Below are 25,486 nucleotides of genomic sequence, written 5' to 3'. Positions count from 1 at the left end.
GAGCTAATCCAAATCAAATTGCAAAAATCAGATATCCAAAAAACGAACCTCTTCATTTGCCACTTCTTTCATTTGACGCAAAATCGTGTATTTCTCCGTCCCTACTGCTCCTAGCACACCTTGTTTACAAAGAAAATGCATATATTCCATGCAAAGCGTGCGCCTATCCTCATTCCAAATCAACGGCATCCAAACTACATGCTTGTCAAATAGAACTAACACGCGCTCCAGTTGAAACGAGTCTCCGATATCTAACATCCGCAAAAACGACTGCCAAATATAAAATTGCCACTCAAGCGCTGGTGTCTTCACCCGAAATTGCGTCGGCAAAACAACACCGACCTCCATCGGCAAATTCTGCAAATAATAACCTTGTTCATATACATCTCTCAAAAACAGACTCTGCTTCTTGAATCGTGTATAAAAATAGCACTGTTTCTGCCGCTCAAAAGCTAACTCCCGCTTCACAAAAAAAGTAGCATATTTGATTCGTTGAACTCCTTTTTTTATCACATCCAACCGCACACGCCCATCAAAAGTCATCGCCCTCGCATAAAAACGATTCGCCGTATCCATTGTAATTTGATACAACAATGTCCATCTATTATTCTCCGGCAAATATTGCACTAAATAATAACCCAATTTCGGATCACACTTAATAAAAGCTTGTTGAAAAGCAGTCAGATAATATCGTCCCTTCACCATCCGAATATCCTGCCCAAGAATCCAGTGTACACAAAGCCCCGCCATAAGATAATCTTCTGTTCGCTGCTGTAACTCTTTCACAGGGACCGTAGAGCACTGATATTCGATCACAGTACGTCCATCCACAAGAATATCTGCTTGACGCTTAATATCGCGTAGGTACACCTCTACATCCGCCTGACGATCCTGCAAAATGAGCCATTCCAAAAAATACTTCTTTCCTCCTAAATGACGATCTGATTCTCCCTCAGAAGCAAATCGACACTTACTAGATGCCAAGTGAGCAAAATGTGGCATATTGATCTCACCAGCCTTCAAAATGAGCCGTTCCGCGCAGCAGCCACACGAATATTGATTTCTTTGTTTCTTCAAAAATGCCACATTTCCCCGGGTGACAACCACATCATGCCCAAACTGATCCTTTGCTGTAAACATAGTTTTCACTACCTCTCTTATGTCCTATACTAACTATATTCGCCCAAAGTATCACTTCTCCTCCCTATTTTTCAAAAACGCAAAAAGACCCGATTCACGTGTTTTTCACAGCGCAAATCGAGCCAAAAAGCTTTTTTAGTTAAAATATTTCTTTACTTGTGGTAAGGCAGGGTCTTCGAAAATAACTTTGGCATACTCATCTAGAACATAACCAGTTAAATTCGTTTCGTCCCCATACTCTAATAAAATACTGACAACATTGTCAATGTTTCTTTCATCAAATTTCGCTTCAGGAAACTCCACATACAGATAATAACTATCCTTGTAGTGGTACAGCTTCGTTGATACTTGATCTAGCCCCGTCGCTTTAGACAGCGTAATCAAGTCCTCAAAATCACGGAACTGCAAAATAAATTCTAACGTATCTTCATCCCCGCCCTCAATAATCGTTGCAGGGGTAAAATGTTCTTCCAGTAGTTTCTCAATACGTTCCTCAGCTAGCTCATCGGCCTGATCCATATTGATCTCAAAGCCCGAATCTCCTTTACCAAGGTTGGCTTTCGTTACGAGTACCTCTAGGCCATGCTTCAAAGCCTGTACCTGAATCCAGAGTGGTCCATCAGGAGAGAACTCTTCTTCATACTTAAGTTCATCCATCATATCCCAGAAAAGCTCCTCGCTCTTCTCACGATCATACCATATTTCCTCATGATTAAAACCGCGTTCTTCTAGATCCATGTAAGAGATATAAAACTTTATTGTATTCTCATTAATACGTTCAATTTCCATCGTCACACACTCTCCCTTCCATCTTCAACATTGACAATGAAGGGTAATTCATTTGTTGTTAGTATCATTGTAGCCTAATTCAAAAAAAAGGGCTAATAATTGACTCTACGTCTAGCCGCTATTTTATTGAAGAATACTATCTTAGCCTATATTTACCCACAATTCAAGGGTAGAAACTCCTTATTTGCTAAAAAAAGCCTAAATTTATAAAAAAATTATGATAATAAGCACAAAAACACCCAATCCGCTCCAAAAAAACTACCAATACCTAAAAGCATTGGTAGTCCAAATAAGATTAATTAACCAGTTTCTGAGCTTCACGTAATTGATACGTGCGAACTCGACGTGGTAGGAAACGACGAATCTCGTCTTCGTTATATCCTACTTGCAGACGTTTCTCATCAATGATAATTGGACGTCTTAGCAAACCTGGATTTTTTTGGATTAGTTCAAATAATTCTTGTAGTGGCAAACTATCTAAATCCACATTTAATTTTTGGAATGTCTTAGAACGTGTGGAAATGATTTCATCCGTACCATCCTCTGTCATTCGTAAAATTTCTTTAATTTCGCCTAAACTTAGTGGCTCTGAGAAAATGTTTCTCTCTTTGTACGGGATATCATGTTCCTCTAGCCATGCACGTGCTTTACGACAAGACGTGCAACTTGGTGAAGTGTATAACGTTACCATTAGACATTCACACTCCTTATTGGTTTATTGTTTCATTCAATGTAACGAATTCCCTAACAATATATCTATTGGAAACGATCTCTTTTTAAGATCTACTTTCATTATACACCAAAATAGCAAAAAGCAATATACTATTTTAAAAAAAAGTTCTCCAAATCGACATTTATTAAAAGCAAGCCGTTATATGTATGTTACCCTTACTATAACGCTTTAAAACTAGAATCTGATTAAAATATGAGCACTTAAATGAGATTCTAGTGAGAATATTGTTAAAATGTCATTGGATTTCTCTCTAGGAAAAAGAACCATCTCGTTTGTGAGATGGTTCTTGCAATTATTCAGCTGTTACCATGGCCGCAGCAGACAATTTTGCATGTTTCTCTTGGTAAGTTGCTACCTCTTCTGGAGAACAATAAACAAAATGTCCTGGTGCAATTTCACGCATTTGTAAATCTTCATTCCCTGTATAATTATGAATTGCTGGATCGTATGTTTTACGAACACGAGTACGTTCATAGTTCGGATCAGGCAATGGGATCGCCGAAAGCAATGACTCTGTATAAGCATGCAACGGTGCCCGATATAAATCATCTGCTGGTGCAAGTTCCACCAACTTACCGAAATACATAACACCAATCCGATCGCTTATATATTTTACCATCGATAAATCATGCGCAATAAACAAATACGTCAAGCCTTTTTCTTTTTGTAATTGTTTTAACAGGTTAACTACTTGTGCTTGAATTGAAACGTCAAGCGCTGAGATAGGCTCATCGGCAATGATAAATTCTGGTTGAACCGCTAAAGCACGGGCAATACCGATACGTTGACGTTGACCACCAGAGAATTCATGCGGATAACGGCCAGCGTGTTCCTTGCTAAGACCAACTGTCTCTAGTAATTCGTAAACTTGATTCGTTAGCTCAGACGGTGTTTTAGCAAGTCCGTGAATACGAATTCCTTCTGCAATGATATCTTTGACTTTCATACGCGGGTTTAATGAGGCATATGGATCTTGGAAAATCATTTGCATTTTACGACGGAATTCATGCATTTCAGTACGCGATTTACGACTGTGCACATTTTTTCCATCATACAAAACTTCACCATCTGTCGCGTCATACAAGCGAATTATTGTGCGCCCAGTTGTTGACTTACCACAACCGGATTCACCAACTAGTCCTAATGTCTCTCCTTTATAAATATCAAAAGAGATACCATCTACAGCACGAACTTCACTCGCTTTTCCTTTATTAAAGTATTGCTTTAAATTCTTAATTTCGAGTAGTTTCTCAGCCATCTACTTCAACCCCCTTCGCGTGAACAGCTTGCATACCGGGATGATCCGTTGCAAATTGCTCTTGACGACGTAATACGGCATCAGGAGGCGTTACCTCTGGTGCATCTGGATGCAATAACCATGTGGCTGCATAATGCGTGTCAGAGACTTTGTACATCGGTGGTTCTTGTTCTAAATCGATTTGCATCGCGTATCTATTACGAGCCGCAAATGCATCTCCTTTTGGAGGATCAAGCAAATCAGGAGGCGTGCCAGGAATAACAAACAGTTCTTCCTCTTCCGTATCTAAAGTCGGCATCGAACTAATAAGTCCCCACGTGTACGGATGTTGCGGATTGTAGAAAATCTCATCTACTGTTCCGATTTCAACAATCTTACCGCCATACATAACTGCTACACGATCCGCCACATTCGCTACAACACCGAGATCATGCGTAATGAAGATAATCGACGTATCAATTTTTTTCTGTAAATCTTTCATCAAGTCCAAAATTTGCGCTTGAATCGTAACGTCGAGTGCCGTTGTTGGTTCATCGGCAATCAAGATTTGCGGATTACAAGCAAGGGAAATCGCGATAACAACACGTTGACGCATACCACCCGAGAACTGATGCGGATATTGTTTTAAACGTTCTTCTGCATTTGGAATACCAACCAATTGAAGCAAACGAAGCGCTGTTTTCAAGGCCTCTTTTTTGCTGATTTTTTGGTGTTTGATAATCGGTTCTGCAATTTGTTTGCCGATGGTCATTGTTGGATTTAATGAGGTCATCGGATCTTGGAAAATCATCGAAATTTCTTTACCACGAATTTTTTGCATCTGTTTTTCAGATGCTTTCGCGATATCTATACCGTTAAATAGGATTTCTCCTGATTTAATTTTGGAATTGCTTTCAGGCAATAGGCGCATGATGGACTTTGTCGTTACGGACTTCCCCGAACCAGACTCACCAACGATGGCTAGTGTTTCTCCTTTGATCAGGTCAAAGCTCACGCCACGAATTGCTTTTACTTCACCAGCATACGTATGAAACGAGATATGCAGGTCTTTTACTTCTAATAGTTTTTCCATTTTTCCTCACCTCACCTTTAATCACGCATTTTCGGATCAAACGCATCACGTAAGCCGTCAGCAATTAAGTTAAATGCAATCATGATAATACATAGTACGAGCGTTGGATAAAGAACCATATATGGCAATACTTGTAGCGTCTTGTACCCTTCACTAATAAGCGTTCCAAGCGACGCCTGTGGTGCAGGAATACCTAGTCCGATAAATCCTAAGAAGGCCTCGAAGAAAATCGCACTTGGAATACTAAACATAACGTTGATGATAATAACACCCGATACATTAGGTAGCAGATGCTTGAATAAAATACTCGGCGTCGAACCACCAAGCGTTTTAGAAGCTAAGACAAACTCTTGATCTTTCAATTTCAAAACTTGTCCACGTACAACCCGCGCCATCGTTATCCAACTGGTCATCGCAATCGCAATGATAATGGACATGATACCGGGATCAAGGACGAGCAACATGAGGATAACTACAACTAAGTTTGGAATCGCCGAAGCAACCTCCAAAATACGTTGCATGAAGTTATCAACACGACCACCAGAATAACCAGAAATCATACCGTACGTTACCCCAACAAGTAAGTCAAAGAATGCGGCTACAAAACCGATAAACAGTGATATTTGCGTTCCTTTCCAAACACGTGTAAATTGGTCACGGCCAAGTGTATCTGTTCCAAACCAATAATACGTTCCTTCAGGTACATTTTTTTGTTTATAAACGTCTACTTCTTCCCCACCAATATTTTGTTTACCATTCCAAAACGGCATATTGTCAAACCCTTGAACTTTAGGTGGCAGTGAGGCATTAGCCGTTGTTTGTTCTGAGTAAGTGTATCCAGAAATAAGTGGACCAATAAAAGCCATGATGACAACAAGTGACAACACGATAATACTCACTAAGGCCGCTTTATTTTTTCTGATACGAATCCAAGAATCTTGCATAAAAGTAAGACTTGGACGGAGAATTTTCTCATGTTCTGATTCTTGTATATGCGCGGGTTGGAATAATTCTTTTGAAATTTTTGGTTCTGTCATAATTATTTACCTCCCGACACACGGATACGAGGGTCAATCAATCCGTAAAGAATATCTACCACTAGAATAACGAAAACAAGCATACCTGCGAAGAGTAGCGTAGTTCCCATGATTACAGGATAGTCATTGGTTTGTATAGATGAAACAAACTGGCTTCCGATACCTGGAATACCAAAAATATTTTCAATAACAAGTGAACCTGTCATCAAAGCCACAGTTAATGGACCGATAACGGTAATAAGTGGAATCAGTGCATTACGAATCGCATGTTTCCAAGCAACTTCCACACGGTTATTCCCTTTCGCTTTTGCAAGCAACACATAATCCGAACCAAACACATCGATAAGCTCTGTTCTCATAAAACGAGCCGCTGTGGCGAGTGGGAACATGGCGAGTGCGAGTGCTGGCAGTATGGTGTATTCGAAAGTACCCCAACCGGCAACTGGCAACCATTGTAGTTTGGCACCAATCCAATATTGTAGCATGGCGGCAAATACGAAAGATGGTATCGATTTCCCAAGTATCGCGATAAACGTACTGGTGTAATCGGGCCACTTATTCTGGAACATGGCCGCTATAACCCCTAGTATAATACCAAATAGTAGTCCGAAAACAATGGCTTCCACGGCGATTGTAATCGATGGACCAATCAGATTTCCTAGTATTTCAGATACAGGTCGATTATCCAATTGGAAGGATACCCCTAGATTCCCCTGTAATAAGTCTCCCATGTAGCGGAGATACTGCATTGGCACTGGATCATTTAGTCCGTACTGATCATTCATAATCTGAATTTGTTCTGGCGTCATTTTAGCTTCGTTTCTATACGGTGAACCTGGTAGATATTGCATTAAAATGAATGTCACTGTTGCAATAATGAACATCGTAATAACCATATATAAGAGCCGTTTCAATCCATATTTAATCATCTCTACACCCCCCAAAAAATTTATTTTGTAGAATATTTTCTTATTTTATCATAAGCCTGCAACCATAGCGAGCTTTGTTTTCTCAATTCATTGTTTTTTTAAATTCTCGGATCCATTTTGGTGATGAGAGAACATCCTGATGCTTCTTTCTGAATCCCAAAACATATCAAATTATCTAAAAATTCATTATGATTATTCTATACTCAAATATAATAAACTGACATCTCCGCGTGTTTACCATTCGGATATGTAACGCATCCTAATTCATCATTAAAAGAGAGAGTATATAGAATATACTCTCTCAGGTTACAGTCAAGCATTTCTTAAATCGATATGCGTTTACTTATTTTCCGTCAATATACGTTGTTTTGAACGTATAGTCTGGACCAAACGCATTTTTTTGTAGATCTTTCACGTATGGTTGTTGCAAGAATGCTTTCGCACGTTGGTAAAGTGGTTGAATCGCATAATCTTCTTCAATTAGAATTGGTTCAGCTTTAAGCATTTCATCCCAACGAGCTTGTGTATCACCAGCAAGTGGACCCGCTGCTTGATCAATAATTTTATCGTAAGCTGGGTTTGAATAGCTCATTCTGTTTTGTGTGTTGCCAGTTCTGAACAAGTTCAAGAATGTTGATGGATCTTGATAGTCAGGGCCCCAAGCACTTAGAGCGAAGTCATAATCTTGTTTTTGGTCATTCGCTAAACGGATTTTGAATGGTACGTTTTTAAGTGTTACTTTAAAACCAGAAAGATTTTTCTCCCATTGATTTTGTAAGAATTCACTTGATTTTTTCGCATTTTCCGTGTCATCACTTGTAAATTCAAGGTTTAAGGAAGTAACGCCTAGCTCTTTCAAGCCTTGTGTCCATGCTTTTTTCGCTTCTGCTAAATCGTAAACGCCAACATCGCCAACTTCATCGCGATAGTCTTTGTTATCTTTAGGATCGAAAGTGAATTTCTTAGGAACTAATCCGTTAGCTGGGATAGAACCATTTTGTAGTACTGTATCCACATAGCTTTGTTTATCAACAGACAATGCCAATGCTTTACGGATGTTTTTATTCGCTAATGGCGTTTTCTTACCATTACGTTCTTGGTTAAATTTAATGTAGAATACAGAAGATTCCTCTTCTACTTTGTAGTCATCTTTATTTTTGTTTTGTACAGCATATTCAGCTGATAATAGCGCCTTATCTAGTTTACCAGTGTTGTATAGGTTAACACTTGTTCCAGAATCTTGAACTACTTGTACATTGATTTTATCAAGTTTCACTTTATCTTTGTCGTAGTAAGTATCATTCGGCACAAACGCCCAAGTTTTACCTGTTCCGTTCCAACCTGTTAACTTGAATGGACCGTTGTAAAGAATACTATCGCTATCTAAAGCGTATTTGTCACCTTTACTTTCCACGTATTTTTGGTTAAGTGGGAAGAAAGTTGGGAATGCTAGTAATGAATCGAAATAAGCTGCTGGTTGAACCAAAGTTACTTCAAATGTATTATCGTCGACCGCTTTAACGCCTAATTCAGAAGGTTTTTTCTCACCTTTGATAATTTCAGAAGCATTTTGAACTAATCCATCAAATAAGTAGGAATATGTTGCTGCTGTTTTTGGATCAACGGCACGTTGCCATGAATATACATAATCTTTTGCTGTTACAGGGTCTCCGTTGGACCATTTAGCATCATCGCGAAGTTTGAATGTATAAACTTTTTTGTCATCGCTTACTGTTGCTTTCTCAGTAGCGCCTGCAGGTTGTGCTACACCATCTTTATCAAGTACATACAGACCTTCGTTTGTTTGGTTAATTACGTTTAATCCAACTGCATCATCTGCTTTTGTACTATCCGCTGATGGGATAAGTGCCGACTCCATCAAGTTTAATTCTTGTTTGGAATCCTTTGAGCCTCCACCAGATTTGGAATCGCTTCCGCCTCCACATGCTGCCAGTACTAAGCTTAGTACTAATGTTAATCCTAAAACTAAAAATAATTTAGATTTTTTCATTAGTAAACCTCCCTTTTTTATTTTTCAGAAAAATCATTTCGATTACTATTATACTCTAAAAATTTAGGCTTTGTAAATTATTTTTTCGAAATATACGAAAACAAGGATGAAAGTTATAAGTTATTGCAAAATTTCCACAAGATGACACAATTACTCTATTGCACCATTTGAAAGCATATGCAAAAACCTCTTAAACCATTCAAGTAAACTATCTTACAATTTACTTTTCCCTTTTATTAAGTTTTCTGAATAAATAAATCGATTAAAATAATATCCCCCAAAACCTCACTGCTTCAAACACGGTATGTACTTGAAAACAATGTTATTTCTGAAAGTACAACCACTCGAAAAGCAATCCACTAATATTTAGTAGGATTATATTTATTTATATACTTTTTTTCGCCATCTGTCTACATAAATACACTAAAAAATAAATAAACTTTAAAAAAAACTTTAAAAAGCCTTAATACATGGGGTTTTCAGCGCTTTATTTAATGACAGAAAATTTCACTGGCTTTGTTAGATATTCAGCTTATTTAGGATTTCATTACCAGTTTTACTTTTGTAATAGAAGAAAGGCACCCCAAATTCGAATTCGGAGCGCACTTTCTACCTTTTCAATTATTTAATTTCAATCCATTGATACGAATACGGTGCTCCGAATAGGTGTGTTACGAAACCTGTCATTTTTGGATTTTGTAGGGCTGCTACACCGTTTTGGTATAGTGGTGAAACTGCTGTGTCTTGTGAAATCAGGATTTTCTCAGCTTCTAGTAGGACATTCCAACGTTCTTCTGGTTTTGTTGCTAGTGTTGTAGCTGCTTCTTTTAGTAGTTTGTCGTATTCTGGGTTGGAATAGCTAGAACGGTTGTAACTGCTTGTTGTTTCGAATACTCCTAGGAATGTGGACGGATCTTGATAGTCTGGGCCCCAACGAGCTAGTTGCAATTCGTATTGTTGTGTTTCATCCAATTTAAGGCGTGATTTATATGGAACGGTTTTGATGTTAATTTTTAGTCCGTCAAGGTTTGTTTCTAGTTCGCTTTGAATGTACTCGGACATTTTTTTACTGAACTCTTGGTCGTCGCCTAGGAATTCTAGTGTAATGTTATCTTGACCTAGTTCTTGTTTTGCTTTTTTCCAATAGGCTTGTGCTTTTGCTTTATCGTATGTTATTAAATCGCCATTTTCTTTACGGAAGTCTTCTTTTGTCACCGGATTGAAGGTGAATTTCGATGGTACTAATCCGTCGATTGGTTCTGAACCATTAGCAAGAACTGTATCTACCATTGTTTCCTTGTTGATGACTGTCGCGATGGCTTTACGAGCATTTTCGTTCGCCAAAACGGTCGCTTTTCCGTCGAGTTTTTGGTTGAATTTCAGGAAGTATACGAAAGCATCAAGACTTGATGTGAAGTCTGGGTCACTTTGTTTTTGCTTCGCGTAGTCGCCAGAAAGTGTTGCACGATCTAGTTTACCAGTTGTGTATAGATTGACTGCGCTTCCTGGGTCTTTGATTACCTGTAAATTGATTTTGTCGAGTTTAATTGTACCTTTATTCCAGTATTTCGCATTTTTTTCGTAAGACCATGATTTGCTTGTGTTATTCCAGTCTTTCATTGTGAATGCACCATTATAAATCATGTGATCGCTATCTTTCGCGTAATCCTTCCCTTGTTTCTCCACGTATTCTTCATTTTGTGGATAGAACGTCGGGAATGTCAAAAGTGAATGGAAATATGGTACAGGTTGTTCCAATGTTACTTCAAGTGTTGTATCGTCGATCGCTTTTACGCCTAGCTCTTCTGGCTTCATCTCACCCGCTGTGATTTTGGCAGCATTTTTAACAACGCCACTAAAGATAACAGCATATTCGGCCGCAGTTTTTGGATCTACTATTTTTCTCCACGAATATACAAAATCATTGGCTGTCACGGGTGTGCCGTTAGACCATTTGGCATCGTCGCGCAATTTGATTGTGTAAACGGTTTGGTCATCATTGATTTGTGGATCTTCTTTAGCAACGCCTGGTTGTACTTGATCGTCTTTGTCAAGGTAATATAAACCTTCGAACACGGTGTTTTGAGCCGTAAAACTGACACCGTCTGTTCCTTTTTTAGAATCCATAGATGGAATTTCAGCCGATTCCATCAGACTTACTGTTTTCTTCGTGGATTTATTAGCGTCATCTTTCGTTGCATCATTGCCTCCACATGCTACCAGAACCGCAGCCATTATGCTTAGCACCAAGGCTAGTACCCAACTTTTCTTCAATTTCATTTTTTACACTCTCCCTTTTTTGGATGTAGGAATACTATATACTATTTTTTCAGAAAAATAAAGTATTTTTTGTGAATTAGATTTATTTTATTATTTTATATAAATGCAAAAACCTTGCGCGCGTTAGTATTTTTAAGTGCTAAAGTTTTTTGTTATGTTTAGTGCGTTAGTTTGAAATAGTTAGATGTCTCTCATGCAGATACTAACTTATTTGCCGTTCTCACTCCATTCGAAAGCGTTATCAAAATGGCTACATTTAGAAAAAATTCGCATTATATCCACAGTAATGGAATAATATATGCTTTATACTTTAGTTGAGAGGTAGGACTTATTTATGGCTCTCAAACCCAAAATAAACAGATAGAATAAAAAGGAGATTAGACAAATGAAAACAATTTTAGCAGTAACATTAGCAGTAAGTTCCATACTTGGCGTACTACTAGGGGTTATTAATCATCACCCTCAACAAGTTTATGCTCAGCACACCACAAATGATAATTGCCTCCATGGCCGGAAAAAAGAGCTCCAACTTGGACTTATAGGAACAGAAGAACTTGAGTCCTCTACATCCCAAAAAGAAAAAAATGGCTATATTTCAAATGAAAATCTGTTTACAATAACAGCTTCACCCTATCAAATTGGGAATAACTATGTTACTGGTACGTACGCTGGAACAGACCTAAGCTCCATCACCAAAGTAATGCTATTAGTCGACGGGGTTATTGTAAAAAATGGGGCTTTCAATCAGACTGAAAAAACATTTCAAATCCATGCCAGTGGCCTTATTACTGATGCTAGTCAAAAGTAGAAGTCGCTTTGTTTAGCGGAAATACGGAATTGAAGCGGGCATCCGTATCTGTGTCTGTGTCACCCGTCAATGACTATGTTTTGACCCCTTCTCCATATCAAATTGGAAACGCCACTGTTACCGGCACTTACTCAGGCACTAACCTAAATGCTATCACCAAAGTGGTACTATTAGTAGATGGCGTTATCGTAAAGAATGGGACTTTCGATCAGACTACAAAAACATTTCAAGCCTCTGTAGACGATCTTGTTACAGATATTTACCGCAAAGTGGAAGTAGCTTTATTCTGAGGGGAATAAAGAATTGAAGCGGGCGCCTGTTTCAATCGTCAGCGATTATAATTTAGCAATTTCACCGTACCAACTTGGAAACGCATCTATTATCGGCACCTATTCTGGAACTAACTTGAATTATATTACAAAAGTAGCATTATTAATTAATGGAGTCGCTGTCAAGGATGGTACTCTGAATATGGCTGCAAAAACGTTTCAAATACCTATAGATGGTCTTATCAAAGATGTGAATCAAAAAGTTGAGGTAGCTTTATTTGCTGGGAATATGGAAGTGAAGCGTGCCACGGTTTCAATCATTGGTAGCAATGATTTGATTGCTTCATCCTATCAAATTGGGCATTCTTACGTCACGGGTACGTATTCCGGTACTGACGCAGATTTAATCACTAAAATAGTACTGTTAATCGATGGCGTTATCGTTAAAAATGGTAGCTTCAATGCTACTGAAAGAACATTTCAAATTTATGCGGGTGGTCTCATCACTAGTAGCAAACAAAAAGTAGAAGTGGCCATGTATATGGGGAATCTGGAGTTGAAACGCGCATCGGTAACCGTGTCAGGCTACGGCGATTATAGTTTGACAGCTTCGCCACATACGATTGGAAATACCTATGTTACTGGCACACAAAGTGGTGCTTCCTTAGACGTCATCACAAAAGTTGTGCTATTTGTTGATGGTGTTATCGTTAAAAATGGAGCCTTCAATCATACTACTAAAACCTTTCAAATCTATGCAAGTAACCTCATCACTAGTGATACAAAAAAAGTAGAGGTGGCTTTGTTTAGTGACAATACAGAATTAAAACGCGCACCTGTAACCATTAATACGAAGTAATCTATATCACCAAAAGACATAAATGAACAAGACACAGGAAAATATCGCCTTTCCTTCCGATGTATTTCAAAACTTCTAAGTAGAGCTTGTCTCAGAGCACCAGATTGATTGCTTCGAGACAAGCTCATTTTTTAAACTTTATTTTGATATGTACAAAAATGTGATGGTCTTTTCGAGCTTTTTATGATAGAGTGAAGTAAGAATTTTGGATTGGATGGTGACATTTTTGCTCAAACGGGTAACAATTTTTGCGGTAATTCAAGAGATTTTGATTTTCTTTATTATGTTGACGTTTTACTGGCAGGTTTCTCTGCTTTATTATATTAATGTTTCGTTTATTGTATCGGCAACTGTCTTTTTGATTGGGTTAATATTATATGTGATGCAGTCTGGTTTCTTTGATTTAATTCATTCTGGGATGCGTAAGGCTTTAAGACGAATGCAGCGTGAAGAAGAGAATGAATTTGCGAATGTCCCGTTATCGGAATTGATGAACGTTGGTTATGTAAGTTTATTGCTTAGTTCTCTAGCAGTGCTTGCTACAAGCTTTATTGCGCTGGCTTTTTACTATAATTAACAAGTAATAGTGGAAAAAATAGTGAGCGTACAGAATTAAAGCGCGTATCAGTAACAGTGAAGTAGGTAGGAATATAAGAAACAATTCCACCAGTACGCTTATGAAAAGCATTGACGCATGACACATTTCTTGCTATTATGAGGATATATATTTGAAATGTGTTAGCAAAAAGATTAGTAAATCTAGGCCTCGCTTCCTCTAGAGAATCTGTGGTTGGTGAAAACAGATAGTGACCTTTTTTGAATGGACTTTTTGGCATCATTTGTGAACGGTGAAGTAGCAAATGGCGGGTTAGACCGTTATCTCTAGAAATGTTGTTACATTTCGCTAAGTGGCTTCTCGTTCGGAGCACTTAGGGTGGTACCGCGGATTTTAACGTTCGTCCCTATTTTTCATGTAGGGATGGGCGTTTTTTTGTAGTTAATTGAAGGAGGAAATGATGATGAAAAAGACAATTTTTTCGGGAATTCAACCGAGCGGTGATCTAACTTTAGGAAATTATATTGGGGCTTTGAAGCAATTTGGGCAGTTTCAGGAGGATTATAATTGTTTCTATTGTATCGTGGATGAGCATGCGATTACTGTCCCGCAAGACCGCTTGAAACTGCGCCAAAGTATTCGTAATTTAGCGGCGCTTTACTTGGCGGTTGGCCTTGATCCAGAGAAATCGACGCTATTCATTCAGTCGGAGGTTCCGGCCCATGCGCAGGCTGCTTGGATTTTGCAGTGTAATGTGTACATTGGTGAGTTGGAACGGATGACGCAATTTAAGGATAAGTCGACTGGTAAGGCTGGTGTGAGCGCTGGTTTGTTGACGTACCCACCTCTGATGGCTGCAGATATTTTGTTATATCAGACAGATCTTGTTCCAGTTGGTGACGATCAGAAACAACATATTGAATTAACGCGTGATTTGGCGGAGCGTTTTAATAAGAAAAATGAGGACGCAGATGTGTTTGTTGTCCCAGATATTTATGTTGCGAAAGCAGGTGCTCGTGTCATGTCACTGCAAGATCCGACACGCAAAATGAGCAAGTCAGATGAGAACAAGAAGAACGCGATTTTCTTGTTAGATCCGCCCAACGTCATCACGAAAAAAATTAAGAGTGCAATGACGGATTCTTCTGGAGTTGTGCAGTTTGATAAAGAGAATAAGCCTGGTATCTCGAACTTGCTTTCCATTTACTCCGCGATGACTGGCGAATCGATCAAGGATCTGGAAGCCAAGTATGATGGTAAAGGATACGGTGATTTCAAATCAGATCTTGCTGAAGTTGTGGTTGCTGAACTGGCGCCTATTCAGGAACGCTATGCGCATTTTTTGAAGTCGCCTGAACTCGATGATATTTTGGATCAAGGCGCAGAGAAAGCCGCTCGTGTCGCTAATAAAACACTGAAAAAGATGGAAAATGCGATCGGTCTAGGTCGTAAAAGAAGAAAATAAGAAGAAATCCCGTCTTGATTTTTCCAATTGGAGAAGCCAAGACGGGATTTTTAGATTAGATAAGGTTTAATTCTACGTCGATGTTACCGCGTGTTGCTTTTGAATACGGACAAACTTGATGTGCTGTTTCTACTAGCTTTTGCGCGGTTTCGGCATCGACGCCTTCGATATGGACGTTTAGAACAACACCGATTTTGAAGCCGTTATCTTCTGGGTCGCTGTACAAAGAAACGGTTCCTTCTACTGTGCTTGCTGCTTCAATTTTTTGTTTTGACATCACAAGTTCTAATGCGCTGTTAAAACATGCCGAGTAGCCAGCTGCAAATAGTTGTTCAGGATTGGAGCCAGAACCACCTTCGCCGCCTAGTTCTTTTGGTGATGAGATGTCTTGAAAAAAGATATTGTCTGGCGAATGTACTTCGCCTTTACGTCCACCTGTGTTGATAACTGTTGTTTCATATAATTTTTTCATGTTTCGTTCCTCCATTATTTTCTTGAATTTTGGTCGTCAGTTCTTGTATTCCCTGCAACATCTGTACGTAATCTTCTTGCGTAAAGGCAAGCTTAGAAATGCAATCATCGACACTTGAGAACACGGCTTGTTTCATATCGATTGCTTTTGTTGTGAGCTCGATGTACACTTTGCGTTCGTCTGCTTTACTACGAGATCGTTTGACTAGGTCCACACCTTCCATTCGCTTCAACATTGGTGTTAAAGTTCCGCTGTCAAGCATTAGGTGGGCACCAAGCTCTTTCACGGTTTGCTTCGGTTCTTCCCAAAGCGCGAGAAGGACTAAATATTGAGGATAAGTAAGGTGAAAAGGATCTAGCGCCTGTCGATAAAATTTCGTAAATTCACGTGAGGCGGTATAAATGGAAAAACATAATTGTTCTTCTAGGATTCGTGTTTGGCTTGCCATGATTCTTCCTCCTATTTAATTTGCGCACAATTTAATTGTAAACCATCATTTTGATAAAGGCTATTTTTTTGCTCAGGAAAAAGGAGACACCTTTAAAATCAGGCATCTCCTTATGATTTATGATTGATATTTCTTAAATACTAATGTCGCGTTGTGTCCGCCAAAACCAAAGGAATTGGACATCGCAACGTCAACGTTCATTTCGCGAGCTACGTTTGGAACATAGTCTAAATCGCAGACTGGATCTGGATTATTTAAATGAATCGTCGGTGGTACAATACTGTCGCGAATCGCAAGTACACTGAAGATCGCTTCGATTCCGCCAGATGCGCCTAGCGTGTGTCCTGTCATTGATTTTGTGGAGCTGATGGCAAGTTTTGGAGCGTTGTCGCCGAATACAGTTTTGATAGCTTGTGTTTCGTAATCGTCATTATACGGTGTACTCGTTCCATGAGCATTGATATAGTCCACCCCATCCACGCCGATTCCAGCGTCATTTAACGCCATCTTCATCGAACGGGCGGCACCTTCTCCACCTGGAGCTGGAGCCGTGATATGATACGCATCACCTGTCGCGCCGTAACCAACGATTTCGGCATAAATTTGGGCACCGCGGGCTTTGGCATGTTCTAATTCTTCTAAAATGAAGATTCCAGCGCCTTCTCCGATGATAAAGCCATCGCGATCAGCATCAAACGGGCGACATGCTGTTTCTGGATCGGGATTTAGTGACAAAGCTTTATTGGCAATGAAACCAGCTACCGACATCTTCGTGATTGGCGCCTCGGCACCACCAGTGATCATGATGTCCGCGTCTCCGCGTTGAATCACTTTGAAAGCATCACCGATTGAGTTTGTCGCAGTCGCGCATGCTGTCACGGTTGCTGAGTTAATGCCTTTTGCGCCGTGGCGAATCGACACTTGACCACTCGCCATGTCTGGAATCATCATCGGTACGAAAAACGGGCTAACACGGCGATGTCCACGATCTAAAAAGACTTCAAATTGTGATTCAAATGTTTCCATTCCACCGATTCCTGAACCGATCCAAACACCAACACGTTCGGCATTGGAGTCATCTATCGTTAAGCCTGCATCTGCAACCGCCATATCAGAACTTGCAATCGCGTAATGCGTAAAGCGGTCCATTTTGCGGGCGTCCTTCTTCTCAAGGTATTTCTCAACATCAAAATCCTTCAGTTCCGCAGCTATTTTGACTGGGTAATCATCTGGATTAAGCCGTGTAAGTTCTGCAACACCGTTGACACCTTTTTTGGCGTTCTCCCAAGCTGTCTGGGCGTCATTACCTATTGGAGTAACGGCACCAACACCTGTTACTACGACACGTTTCTTCTCCATTATTTCATCTCCTCTTCTACAATTATCACACAAAAAATAACTTCCGCTAAATGAACGGCAGTTGGTCATACAAAAAATGCTATTACTAATAACAAAATATAAAAAGACACCTTCATTATATCATAAATAAAATCCGATTTCTTAAAAAGTCGTTATTTGTTCGGCTGATTTAAAAAATAGTCTGGGATCAACTTATGTTATCCCAGACGTGATAGTCGCTTATTTACCCCATTTAAGGATTAGCGCGCCCCATGTTAACCCTCCGCCAAAACCAACGAGCAGGATGTTGTCGTCATCATTAATGCGGCCTTCTTCTACTGCATCGACGAGCGCTAACACGATGGAAGATGCGGAGGTATTACCATATTTGTGTACGGTTTTCATCAGTTTTTCTTCTGGTAAACCTAGGCGCTCGCGTGATGATTCCATAATGCGGATATTTGCTTGATGCGGAATAAGTAAGTCTAAATCTTCTTTTTCCATGCCTGCTTTTTCGAGAACGCGTAAAGATGCTTCGCCCATTTGACGCACTGCAAAACGAAAAACTTCACGACCGTTCATGTATAATTTGCGTTTTTCGTTGAGGTTGAGGTATTTTCCGCCAGACCCATCTGAACCGAGATCAAAGGAAAGCAAACCACGACCGTCAGATACTGGTCCCATAACAACTGCTCCCGCACCATCACCAAATAGAACGGCTGTGCTACGATCATCCCAATCTGTAATTTTGGATAGTTTATCTGCGCCCACAACGACGATATGTTTGTACGCGCCTGTTTGGATGAATTGAGCCGCTGTAACTGTACCAAATGTGAACCCTGCGCAAGCTGCTTCTAAATCCATAGCTGCTGCTTTATTTGCGCCTAAACGGTCTTGAATAATGTTACCCACAGATGGGAAATTAGATTCTTGTGTGACTGTTGCAACAATAATTAAATCGATATCTGCGGGTGTCAATCCAGCATTTTCGATTGCTGCTTTGGCTGCTTCATAAGCCATATCATGTACATATTCATCATCACGTGCAATGCGACGTTCTTCGATTCCAGTTCTTGTGCGAATCCACTCATCGGACGTGTCCATTATTTTTTCTAAATCTGCGTTCGTTACCACGCGTTCTGGTACGTATTTACCTACACCTAAAATACCTGCATTCATTTCGTATTCCTCCAAGAAAAATTAGTTTTGAAACGACTTAACTCGTTTCGGGATATGACATATAAAAAGAATAATTGCTGGTTTTGCGAACTTGTTGGTGGTAATTTCGGGATTTTTGGGCCTCGCGCATTATTCGTGTAGTGAATTGGCGGAGGCTTTTTAATTTTGTAGCTCTTCCCAATCTAGCCTCGCACGCCATCCCCTCGGAAATAGTGGTAAACACGGCAAAAGCCTAAGTGATGGCTTTCACCCTGCTTACCACTATTTCTGTCGGGGATGAACGGGGCGTGTTCGGCTTTTTTATTACCTGGTACTAATTCTAACAGACAATCATCCATTTAACAATATAATTCTCTCCGCAGTTAGACAAATACTTGGTGAATTTGTCGATTTTGTGCTAGAATGGTGGAAGTAAACCTTGAACGGAGGTGTTGTGTCATGCGTTATATCATTACATTTTTCTGGGTGTTTATTTTGGCTCAAATGTCTGAGTATGTTGCGGCTTCGGTTATTGCAACGACTTACGACTTCACAATGGGAACAATTATGGCGGTCGCTATCTCTATCGCGATTTTCCTTATTCCTGTTTTAATGCCGAAAGAAAGCGAAACCTACGATATCAAATAAAAAAGTATGTTGACCAATCCATTTGGCCAACATACTTTTTTTGTTATTCTCCTAAATAATATTTATTTGTTGGTTTTAATTCCGCATCCAATTCGTACACTAATGGTACACCTGTTGGGATCTCGAGTTCCATTATATCATCGTCACTAATGCCTTCGAGGAACTTCACTAGTGCGCGCAAGCTATTACCATGTGCTGCAATGACCACGCGTTTTCCGCTTTTGATTTCTGGGGCAATGGTGTCCATCCAATACGGAATCACACGCTCCAAGGTCACCTTCAAATTTTCGCCTGTTGGGATCGCGCTTGTATCAAGCAACTGGTAACGGCGGTCATTTTTTGCTTGGCGTTCGTCGTTTTCTTCCAACAATGGTGGCAATGTATCGTAGCTCCGACGCCATAATTGAACTTGGTCTGCGCCGTATTTGTCTGCAGTTTCTTGTTTATTTAAACCTTGAAGGGCACCGTAATGTCGTTCGTTCAGACGCCATGATTTATATACTGGTATCCATAGTTGCTCGGAACCTTCTAACGCGTAGTCAAGCGTCTTAATCGCGCGGGTTAGGACGGATGTGAACGCGACATCAAACTGAAGGCCCGCTTCTTTAATGAGCTCTCCTGCTTTTTTTGCTTCTTCCACACCTTGTTCTGATAGGTCAACATCATGCCAGCCTGTAAATAAGTTCAGTTTGTTCCATTCACTTTGCCCATGACGAATCAATACTAATTTCATTTCTTTCATCCTCTCCACGTTTCATTTTCGCTTCCATTTGCTTTTTTCCCTATAAAGTATAGTATAAAACTCCTCACCCAAAAAGCAAATCTGAGTAAGGAGTTTATCAACAATTATTCGCTAACTATCTCAAAATCAAACTGCCCATCTTGTAGTGTAATCGCGACCTCGGAATGTGGCATGATCTTTCCAGCAACGATTTCGCGAGCAAGTGGTGTCTCGATTTGACGCGTGATATAGCGTTTTAGAGGACGTGCACCATACACCGGATCGTATGCTTCCTCAGCGATAAAGCGTTTTGCATCATCAGTCATTGTAATTTTGATTTCTTGACCGGCTAGCCGCACTTGCAACTCAGCAACGACTTTCTCCACAATGCCTTTAATATTCTCAAGGGTTAGCGGTTTGAACAGAATAATATCATCTACCCGATTCAAAAATTCAGGCTTAAATGACGCTTGCAAAACTTCAAGGACATCTTCTTCCAATTTTTCTGAGATCTCACCGTCTACCGTACGTTCTAGCAGCATTGTTGAGCCGATATTGGATGTCATGATAATCACTGTATTTTTGAAATCGATGAGGCGACCTTGTGAATCTGTGATACGCCCGTCATCGAGTACTTGCAACAAAATATTGAACACGTCTGGATGCGCTTTTTCAATTTCATCGAGCAAAATAATCGAGTAGGGGTTGCGTCGCACGGCTTCGGTTAGCTGGCCGCCCTCCTCGTATCCGACGTAACCTGGTGGCGCACCGACAAGCCTGGATACCGCGTGTTTCTCCATGTATTCTGACATGTCAATCCGAATCATATGATCTTCAGAATCAAAAAGATTGAAGGCAAGCGCTTTGGCAAGTTCTGTTTTTCCGACACCAGTTGGGCCTAGGAAAATGAACGAACCGATTGGGCGACGCGGGTCTTTAATGCCGGCACGTGCACGAATCACAGCATCACTGACTAATTGTACCGCGTTCTCTTGACCAATCACCTTTTCTTGTAGTGAATCGGCGAGTTTCAGCAGTTTTTCCCGCTCTCCTTCGACCAATTTCGCTACTGGAATTCCGGTCCATCTGCCGACAATGTCCGCGATCTCATTCTCCGTCACTTCTTCTTGCAAAAGTCGATCCTCATTCGCGGTCTTTTCCCGGTTTTCTTCTTCCAACATCGCCAGTTCCTTTTCTACTTCAGGGATGCGACCGTGGCGAAGTTCAGCAGCTTTATTCAAATCGTAATTGTTCTCTGCTTCTTCTAGTTCATGACGCAAATGGTCAATCTGTTCGCGAACTTCACGAATTTTGCTAATCTCACTTTTCTCAGATTCCCATTTGGATTTCATTTTGTTGGCTTCTTCTTTGTAATCCGCCAATTCTTTTTGGAGCATTTCCAAACGGCGAACACTAGCTGGGTCTTTCTCTTCTTTGAGGGCCGCCTCCTCGATTTCTAACTGCATCACTTTACGCGTTACTTCGTCCAGCTCACTTGGCATCGAATCGATTTCTACGCGAATTGTAGCACAGGCTTCATCGACCAAATCAATCGCCTTATCTGGTAAAAAACGATCCGTGATATAGCGATTAGACAAACTCGCCGCCGCAACCAACGCGTTATCATGAATATTAACCCCATGATGAATCTCAAAACGTTCTTTCAGGCCACGCAAAATGGAAACGGTGTCTTCAACGGTAGGTTCAGGAACGAGTACTTTTTGGAATCGACGTTCTAGAGCAGGGTCTTTTTCGATGTATTGGCGGTATTCATCCAGTGTTGTTGCCCCAATACAATGAAGTTCACCGCGGGCAAGCATCGGTTTTAACATGTTACCTGCATCCATCGCACCGTCCGTTTTTCCAGCTCCAACGATCGTATGAATTTCATCGATAAATAGTAAAATCTCACCGTCACTATCCTTCACTTCTTGCAGGACGGCCTTCAAACGCTCTTCAAATTCCCCCGATATTTCGCGCCGGCAATCAACGAACCGATATCAAGCGAGATGATCGTCTTATCTTTCAAGCCTTCTGGTACATCTTTGCGTACAATTCGTTGCGCTAACCCCTCCACAATCGCGGTTTTACCAACACCTGGCTCCCCGATCAAGACAGGATTATTTTTTGTTTTACGTGATAAAATACGGATGACATTGCGAATTTCGGCGTCACGACCAATGACAGGATCTATTTTTCCGGTTCGCACTTCGGCAACTAAATCGCGACCATATTTTAATAGTGCTTCATATTGCTCTTCTGCATTTTGTGTCGTCACTCGTTTTCCTCCTCTGATTTGTAGTATCGCTTCGTTCAATTGTTTTTTCGAAATCTGAATCGCTTCCGTGATTGGGCTTTTTTTCTGATTCATAACGGCGAGTAAAAGATGTTCCGTTGATACATAGTCATCTTCTAGTTTTTGGCGTTCCTTCTCAGCGTCGGCGATTAGTTCATATAGCGAGCTACTCATTGCCTGTCCGTACTGAACATTACTTCCCGTCACACTCGGTAATTTCTCCATCGCAGCCTTTATAACGCCAAATAACTGTTTCACGTCGACTTCTGCTACCTCATACACCCGTTTGGCAAAATCGCTATGTTCTAGTAGTGCTGCAAATACGTGCAATGTGTCGATTTGTTGTTGCTTGCCTTCTACGGCTAATTGTTGGGCTGACGCGATCGTCTCTTGGACCTGTTGTGTAAATTTCTGCATTTCCATTGGATTAACGCACCTCGTTTCATCATTTTATTTACCTGCTTTTTTTCATTATAAGTGGTCTTATGTGAAAAATCCTCCGCTCTAAGATGGAGTTTTTTCTAATCTGACCTTTACTGACCATATAGTTATTATAGACTTTTTTAACCATTTTGTCCACGGAAAGCGGCTGGAAAACTACGGCTTTTTATTTTTATTTTTTCGCGTATAATAAAAGTAACAGGAGGCGATTTGTGATGGGGAAAAAAGATGATTACAAGATTCAGTTGGAAAACATCGCGCATGTGGCACCGACAATGAATGCTGGAACAACGATTCTCTTTGTGATTCACGGTAAGCTCGTGATTGAAAAGGGGAGCCACGATTTTTCGCTTGTAAAAAATGATTTGATTGTCCTGAATCATAATGAATACTACGCCGCGCGTGGCGATGATGAAACAATCGTCATTCGATTACAGATGACTAGTCCCTTTTTTGCTTCGTATTATGCCGACTACTTCCAGTTTGCTTTTGATTGTGTATCCAATACGATTGATACTGGACGCGAGCGGATGATTGCTCTGCTACGAAAGTATTTGGCGGAAATGATGATTGCCCAATCATACAAAACGGAGAGCAGTCAACTCGAGATACAGAGCGCTATGTTTCAAATCATGCTCCTCCTCACCCGCTTTTTCAAGAAGGAGTTGGTACTAAAAGAAGGTGCCACTGTTCACGATACTCGAATTACGCGAATTACACAGCAGTTGGAGCAGCGCTTTGACGAGCAGATAACGTTGCAAGATATCGCAGAACAGGAATTCTTGTCGGTCTCCTATTTATCGCGTTATTTCAAAAAAGTGACAGGACTCGGATTTTTGCAATATTTGACGCAGATTCGCTTGAAGCATAGTTTGGATGATTTACGCGCAAGTTCGGCTAACATTTCACAAATTGCACAGAAAAACGGTTTTTCCTCTCCTAAAAATTTTACGACATCCTTCAAAGCCTACTATGGAAAAACACCTGCTACGTATCGTCAAGAGGCGTTAACCAGCCAAGCCTCGCCGGAAAAAACGGAGGCAGCTTCGACGCAGACAAAACAAATCGCGCAATCACCTGATATTTTAGTGCAACTCGCGCAATACCGCCAAGCTGCGGAGCAAGTCAGTCTTGTCGATGAGGCTCCTTTTGAGAAAAAAGTCATTTCTTTATCTGCTAATAAAGCGACAACTGCGATTCCTGACCCGCTACATATTTTGATGATTGGTGAGCTAAAAGAAGCCTTGAAAGAGAATGTGCAGACACAACTCATGCTAGCAAAAGCGGAACTTCGCGTGCGCTATGTCGGAATCAGGCATTTAATTGGAGGCACGACGCTACTTCCTGACAAGGAAACCGATGAGAAATTACCAACCTCTTCACCGTATGCCAACGCTGATTTGGCAATTGCCTATTTACAAAAACTCGATTTGCGGTTGTTCATCCGAATGGAATACCAGGAAACGATTGCTAATGAACCGCTTTATTTTCAAAAATTAGAGCAGTTTATGCGCCATGTTATGCAGGTTTTTGGGCGTGGTTTTGTTAGCAGTTGGCACTTCATGTACTTTGAGCCGCATCGAACGGCGGTTCCAAAAAAAGAGTTGCAGCGTGTTTACTTGAAATTACAACAATTATTGAAAAGCTTTGATGCGCGAATCCAAGTTGGCAGTTATTTATCTTTTTCCGAGCGACGGGAAATGCCGCTACCCAGTCATGAATGGATGGTCGAGACGGCGGACGCCATCGATTTTGTGGCGTTTAATGCAAACCAGAACGAGGCGGTTGATTTCAGTAAAAGTGCCAATGAAGATTTCTTCGTGACGCAAGATTATGTTTTGTCAAAAACAAAAAAATTGAAGCAGTATTTGAAGCAACATCAGATCGATAAACCCTTAATCCTAGCCAACTGGAACACTTTAACTGGGAACACGCGTTATACTAATGGCACTTTTTTTCGGGGCGCTTTAATTTTTCAAACTGTGCTTGCTGTGAGTTCAGAGGTGGCAGGACTTGGTTTTTGGATCAATACAGAGCTTTATGAGGAGGAATTGCGCGAACATACGATTCGGCTTGATGGACTCGAATTATTCCACTTCTTCAACGGGAAGCGCCCTGCTTTTTACGCGCTACAATTCAAAGAACGTTTGCGAGGAGAAATCATAGCTCATGGAGAAGATTTTGTATTGACTGCGTTTGAGGACGGGTATCAGTTAGTTTTGCTAAACTGCACACATTTTAACCCGCTTTATTCTGTGGAGGATTCATTTTTGCGAGCACATCGGAAGGAATGGTATATTCGATTGCACGGATTTTTGGCTGGGCATTATCAATTACGGACATTCCAGTTTGATCGCGATAACGGGGCGCTGTATTCGAAGTATTGGGAACTTAACAGTAAGTATGGCTGGGATCAGGAAATGATGAATTATGTTATCCAGGCTTCCAGGCCAACGCTTTCGGTAAGTGATGAGGATATCAGCGATGATTGGTCCTTTTATGCTTACTTGGATATGAACGCGATTCATTTTTATGAATTTAGGCGTACAATATAGCAAATAATGAGCCTAGTACAAGAAGCTTTCAAATGAAAAATAGTGATACAAAATCCCAGTTGTAGATTTTGTATCACTATTTTTGTGATGCCAGCGCTCGATTTGCGCGTAGCAGGATCCACGTCCTACCCGAAAAAATGGGTCTCGTGATTACTGCCTATTTTGTCTCGGCCTACTTAGTTCTATACCCTTTCTCCCTCTCC

Annotated in this window: 21 protein-coding genes, 1 pseudogene and 1 other annotated feature; of the genes and pseudogenes, 7 read left to right on the top strand and 15 right to left on the bottom strand. The window is 40.5% G+C overall.

Annotated elements, in window-relative coordinates:
* Positions 1-27 precede the first annotated feature (27 nt).
* From PGRAN_RS10440 to PGRAN_RS10400, 9 genes are all read right to left on the bottom strand, one after another.
* Complete coding sequence (locus tag PGRAN_RS10440) at positions 28-1,140, bottom strand: competence protein CoiA family protein (protein ID WP_036066969.1); 1,113 nt, start codon at positions 1,138-1,140, stop codon at positions 28-30.
* 135 nt (positions 1,141-1,275) lie between these two features.
* Positions 1,276-1,929: an adaptor protein MecA gene (gene mecA, locus PGRAN_RS10435; RefSeq protein ID WP_036066968.1), complete on the bottom strand. Its 654-nt coding sequence runs from the start codon at positions 1,927-1,929 to the stop codon at positions 1,276-1,278.
* A 295-nt stretch (positions 1,930-2,224) separates the two neighbouring features.
* On the bottom strand, positions 2,225-2,620 hold the full coding sequence (gene spxA / locus PGRAN_RS10430) for a transcriptional regulator SpxA (RefSeq protein WP_036059428.1): 396 nt from the start codon (positions 2,618-2,620) through the stop codon (positions 2,225-2,227).
* Between the two features lie 334 nt (positions 2,621-2,954).
* Positions 2,955-3,920, bottom strand: a complete 966-nt coding sequence (locus tag PGRAN_RS10425; RefSeq protein WP_036066966.1) for an ABC transporter ATP-binding protein — start codon at positions 3,918-3,920, stop codon at positions 2,955-2,957.
* A complete protein-coding gene (locus tag PGRAN_RS10420) occupies positions 3,913-4,992 on the bottom strand; it encodes an ABC transporter ATP-binding protein (RefSeq protein WP_036066964.1) in 1,080 nt (359 codons plus the stop codon). Before PGRAN_RS10420 ends, PGRAN_RS10425 begins: the two co-directional genes overlap by 8 nt.
* Before the next feature lie 17 nt (positions 4,993-5,009).
* Positions 5,010-6,029, bottom strand: coding sequence for an oligopeptide ABC transporter permease (gene opp3C / locus PGRAN_RS10415; RefSeq protein WP_036066963.1), 1,020 nt, complete (start codon positions 6,027-6,029; stop codon positions 5,010-5,012).
* Positions 6,030-6,031: 2 nt separating this feature from the next.
* Positions 6,032-6,958, bottom strand: coding sequence for an oligopeptide ABC transporter permease (gene opp3b, locus PGRAN_RS10410; RefSeq protein WP_036066961.1), 927 nt, complete (start codon positions 6,956-6,958; stop codon positions 6,032-6,034).
* Between the two features lie 343 nt (positions 6,959-7,301).
* On the bottom strand, positions 7,302-8,969 hold the full coding sequence (locus PGRAN_RS10405; RefSeq protein WP_036066960.1) for a peptide ABC transporter substrate-binding protein: 1,668 nt from the start codon (positions 8,967-8,969) through the stop codon (positions 7,302-7,304).
* A 621-nt stretch (positions 8,970-9,590) separates the two neighbouring features.
* Positions 9,591-11,249, bottom strand: coding sequence for a peptide ABC transporter substrate-binding protein (locus PGRAN_RS10400; protein ID WP_036066958.1), 1,659 nt, complete (start codon positions 11,247-11,249; stop codon positions 9,591-9,593).
* Between the two features lie 385 nt (positions 11,250-11,634).
* Here PGRAN_RS10400 and PGRAN_RS10395 point away from each other — a divergent pair, with 385 nt between their 5' ends.
* From PGRAN_RS10395 to trpS, 5 genes are all read left to right on the top strand, one after another.
* Positions 11,635-12,057 (top strand): immunoglobulin-like domain-containing protein, encoded by a 423-nt coding sequence (locus PGRAN_RS10395; protein WP_036066957.1) that lies wholly within the window; start codon positions 11,635-11,637, stop codon positions 12,055-12,057.
* Positions 12,058-12,065: 8 nt separating this feature from the next.
* Positions 12,066-12,347 carry an immunoglobulin-like domain-containing protein gene (locus PGRAN_RS10390; RefSeq protein WP_036066956.1) on the top strand — a complete coding sequence of 94 codons (282 nt, stop codon included), beginning with the start codon at positions 12,066-12,068 and terminating at the stop codon, positions 12,345-12,347.
* Positions 12,348-12,360: 13 nt separating this feature from the next.
* Positions 12,361-13,185, top strand: a complete 825-nt coding sequence (locus PGRAN_RS10385) for an immunoglobulin-like domain-containing protein (protein ID WP_036066955.1) — start codon at positions 12,361-12,363, stop codon at positions 13,183-13,185.
* A 214-nt stretch (positions 13,186-13,399) separates the two neighbouring features.
* A complete protein-coding gene (locus PGRAN_RS10380) occupies positions 13,400-13,762 on the top strand; it encodes a DUF3899 domain-containing protein (RefSeq protein ID WP_036067022.1) in 363 nt (120 codons plus the stop codon).
* 154 nt (positions 13,763-13,916) lie between these two features.
* Positions 13,917-14,152 (top strand) — a binding site (T-box leader).
* Between the two features lie 52 nt (positions 14,153-14,204).
* The gene (trpS, locus tag PGRAN_RS10375) at positions 14,205-15,206 is read left to right on the top strand and encodes a tryptophan--tRNA ligase (RefSeq protein WP_036066953.1); all 1,002 of its coding nucleotides are present in this window, start codon (positions 14,205-14,207) and stop codon (positions 15,204-15,206) included.
* Between the two features lie 55 nt (positions 15,207-15,261).
* Here trpS and PGRAN_RS10370 read toward each other — a convergent pair whose 3' ends face one another.
* The 4 genes from PGRAN_RS10370 to PGRAN_RS10355 all read right to left on the bottom strand — a co-directional run bounded on the left by PGRAN_RS10370 (position 15,262) and on the right by PGRAN_RS10355 (position 18,643).
* Positions 15,262-15,678 (bottom strand): organic hydroperoxide resistance protein, encoded by a 417-nt coding sequence (locus PGRAN_RS10370; protein WP_036066951.1) that lies wholly within the window; start codon positions 15,676-15,678, stop codon positions 15,262-15,264.
* A complete protein-coding gene (locus PGRAN_RS10365) occupies positions 15,662-16,129 on the bottom strand; it encodes a MarR family winged helix-turn-helix transcriptional regulator (protein WP_036066950.1) in 468 nt (155 codons plus the stop codon). Before PGRAN_RS10365 ends, PGRAN_RS10370 begins: the two co-directional genes overlap by 17 nt.
* Positions 16,130-16,243: 114 nt before the next feature.
* The gene (fabF, locus tag PGRAN_RS10360) at positions 16,244-17,485 is read right to left on the bottom strand and encodes a beta-ketoacyl-ACP synthase II (protein WP_036066949.1); all 1,242 of its coding nucleotides are present in this window, start codon (positions 17,483-17,485) and stop codon (positions 16,244-16,246) included.
* Between the two features lie 219 nt (positions 17,486-17,704).
* The gene (locus tag PGRAN_RS10355) at positions 17,705-18,643 is read right to left on the bottom strand and encodes a beta-ketoacyl-ACP synthase III (protein WP_036066948.1); all 939 of its coding nucleotides are present in this window, start codon (positions 18,641-18,643) and stop codon (positions 17,705-17,707) included.
* Between the two features lie 438 nt (positions 18,644-19,081).
* Here PGRAN_RS10355 and PGRAN_RS10350 point away from each other — a divergent pair, with 438 nt between their 5' ends.
* Complete coding sequence (locus PGRAN_RS10350; RefSeq protein ID WP_036066947.1) at positions 19,082-19,270, top strand: YjzD family protein; 189 nt, start codon at positions 19,082-19,084, stop codon at positions 19,268-19,270.
* Between the two features lie 43 nt (positions 19,271-19,313).
* Here PGRAN_RS10350 and gpmA read toward each other — a convergent pair whose 3' ends face one another.
* A complete protein-coding gene (gene gpmA / locus PGRAN_RS10345) occupies positions 19,314-20,003 on the bottom strand; it encodes a 2,3-diphosphoglycerate-dependent phosphoglycerate mutase (RefSeq protein WP_036067021.1) in 690 nt (229 codons plus the stop codon).
* Between the two features lie 113 nt (positions 20,004-20,116).
* A pseudogene (gene clpB, locus PGRAN_RS10340) lies at positions 20,117-22,710 on the bottom strand (ATP-dependent chaperone ClpB).
* A gap of 233 nt (positions 22,711-22,943) precedes the next feature.
* Between clpB and PGRAN_RS10335 the strand changes: the two are divergent.
* On the top strand, positions 22,944-25,283 hold the full coding sequence (locus PGRAN_RS10335) for a helix-turn-helix domain-containing protein (protein WP_036066945.1): 2,340 nt from the start codon (positions 22,944-22,946) through the stop codon (positions 25,281-25,283).
* Positions 25,284-25,486 lie beyond the last annotated feature (203 nt).

This window comes from Listeria grandensis FSL F6-0971 (assembly GCF_000525835.1).
Taxonomy (GTDB): Bacteria; Bacillota; Bacilli; order Lactobacillales; family Listeriaceae; genus Listeria_A; species Listeria_A grandensis.
The sequence above is the reverse complement of the archived record's forward strand: the minus strand, read 5'-3'. Positions and strand labels throughout refer to the sequence as shown.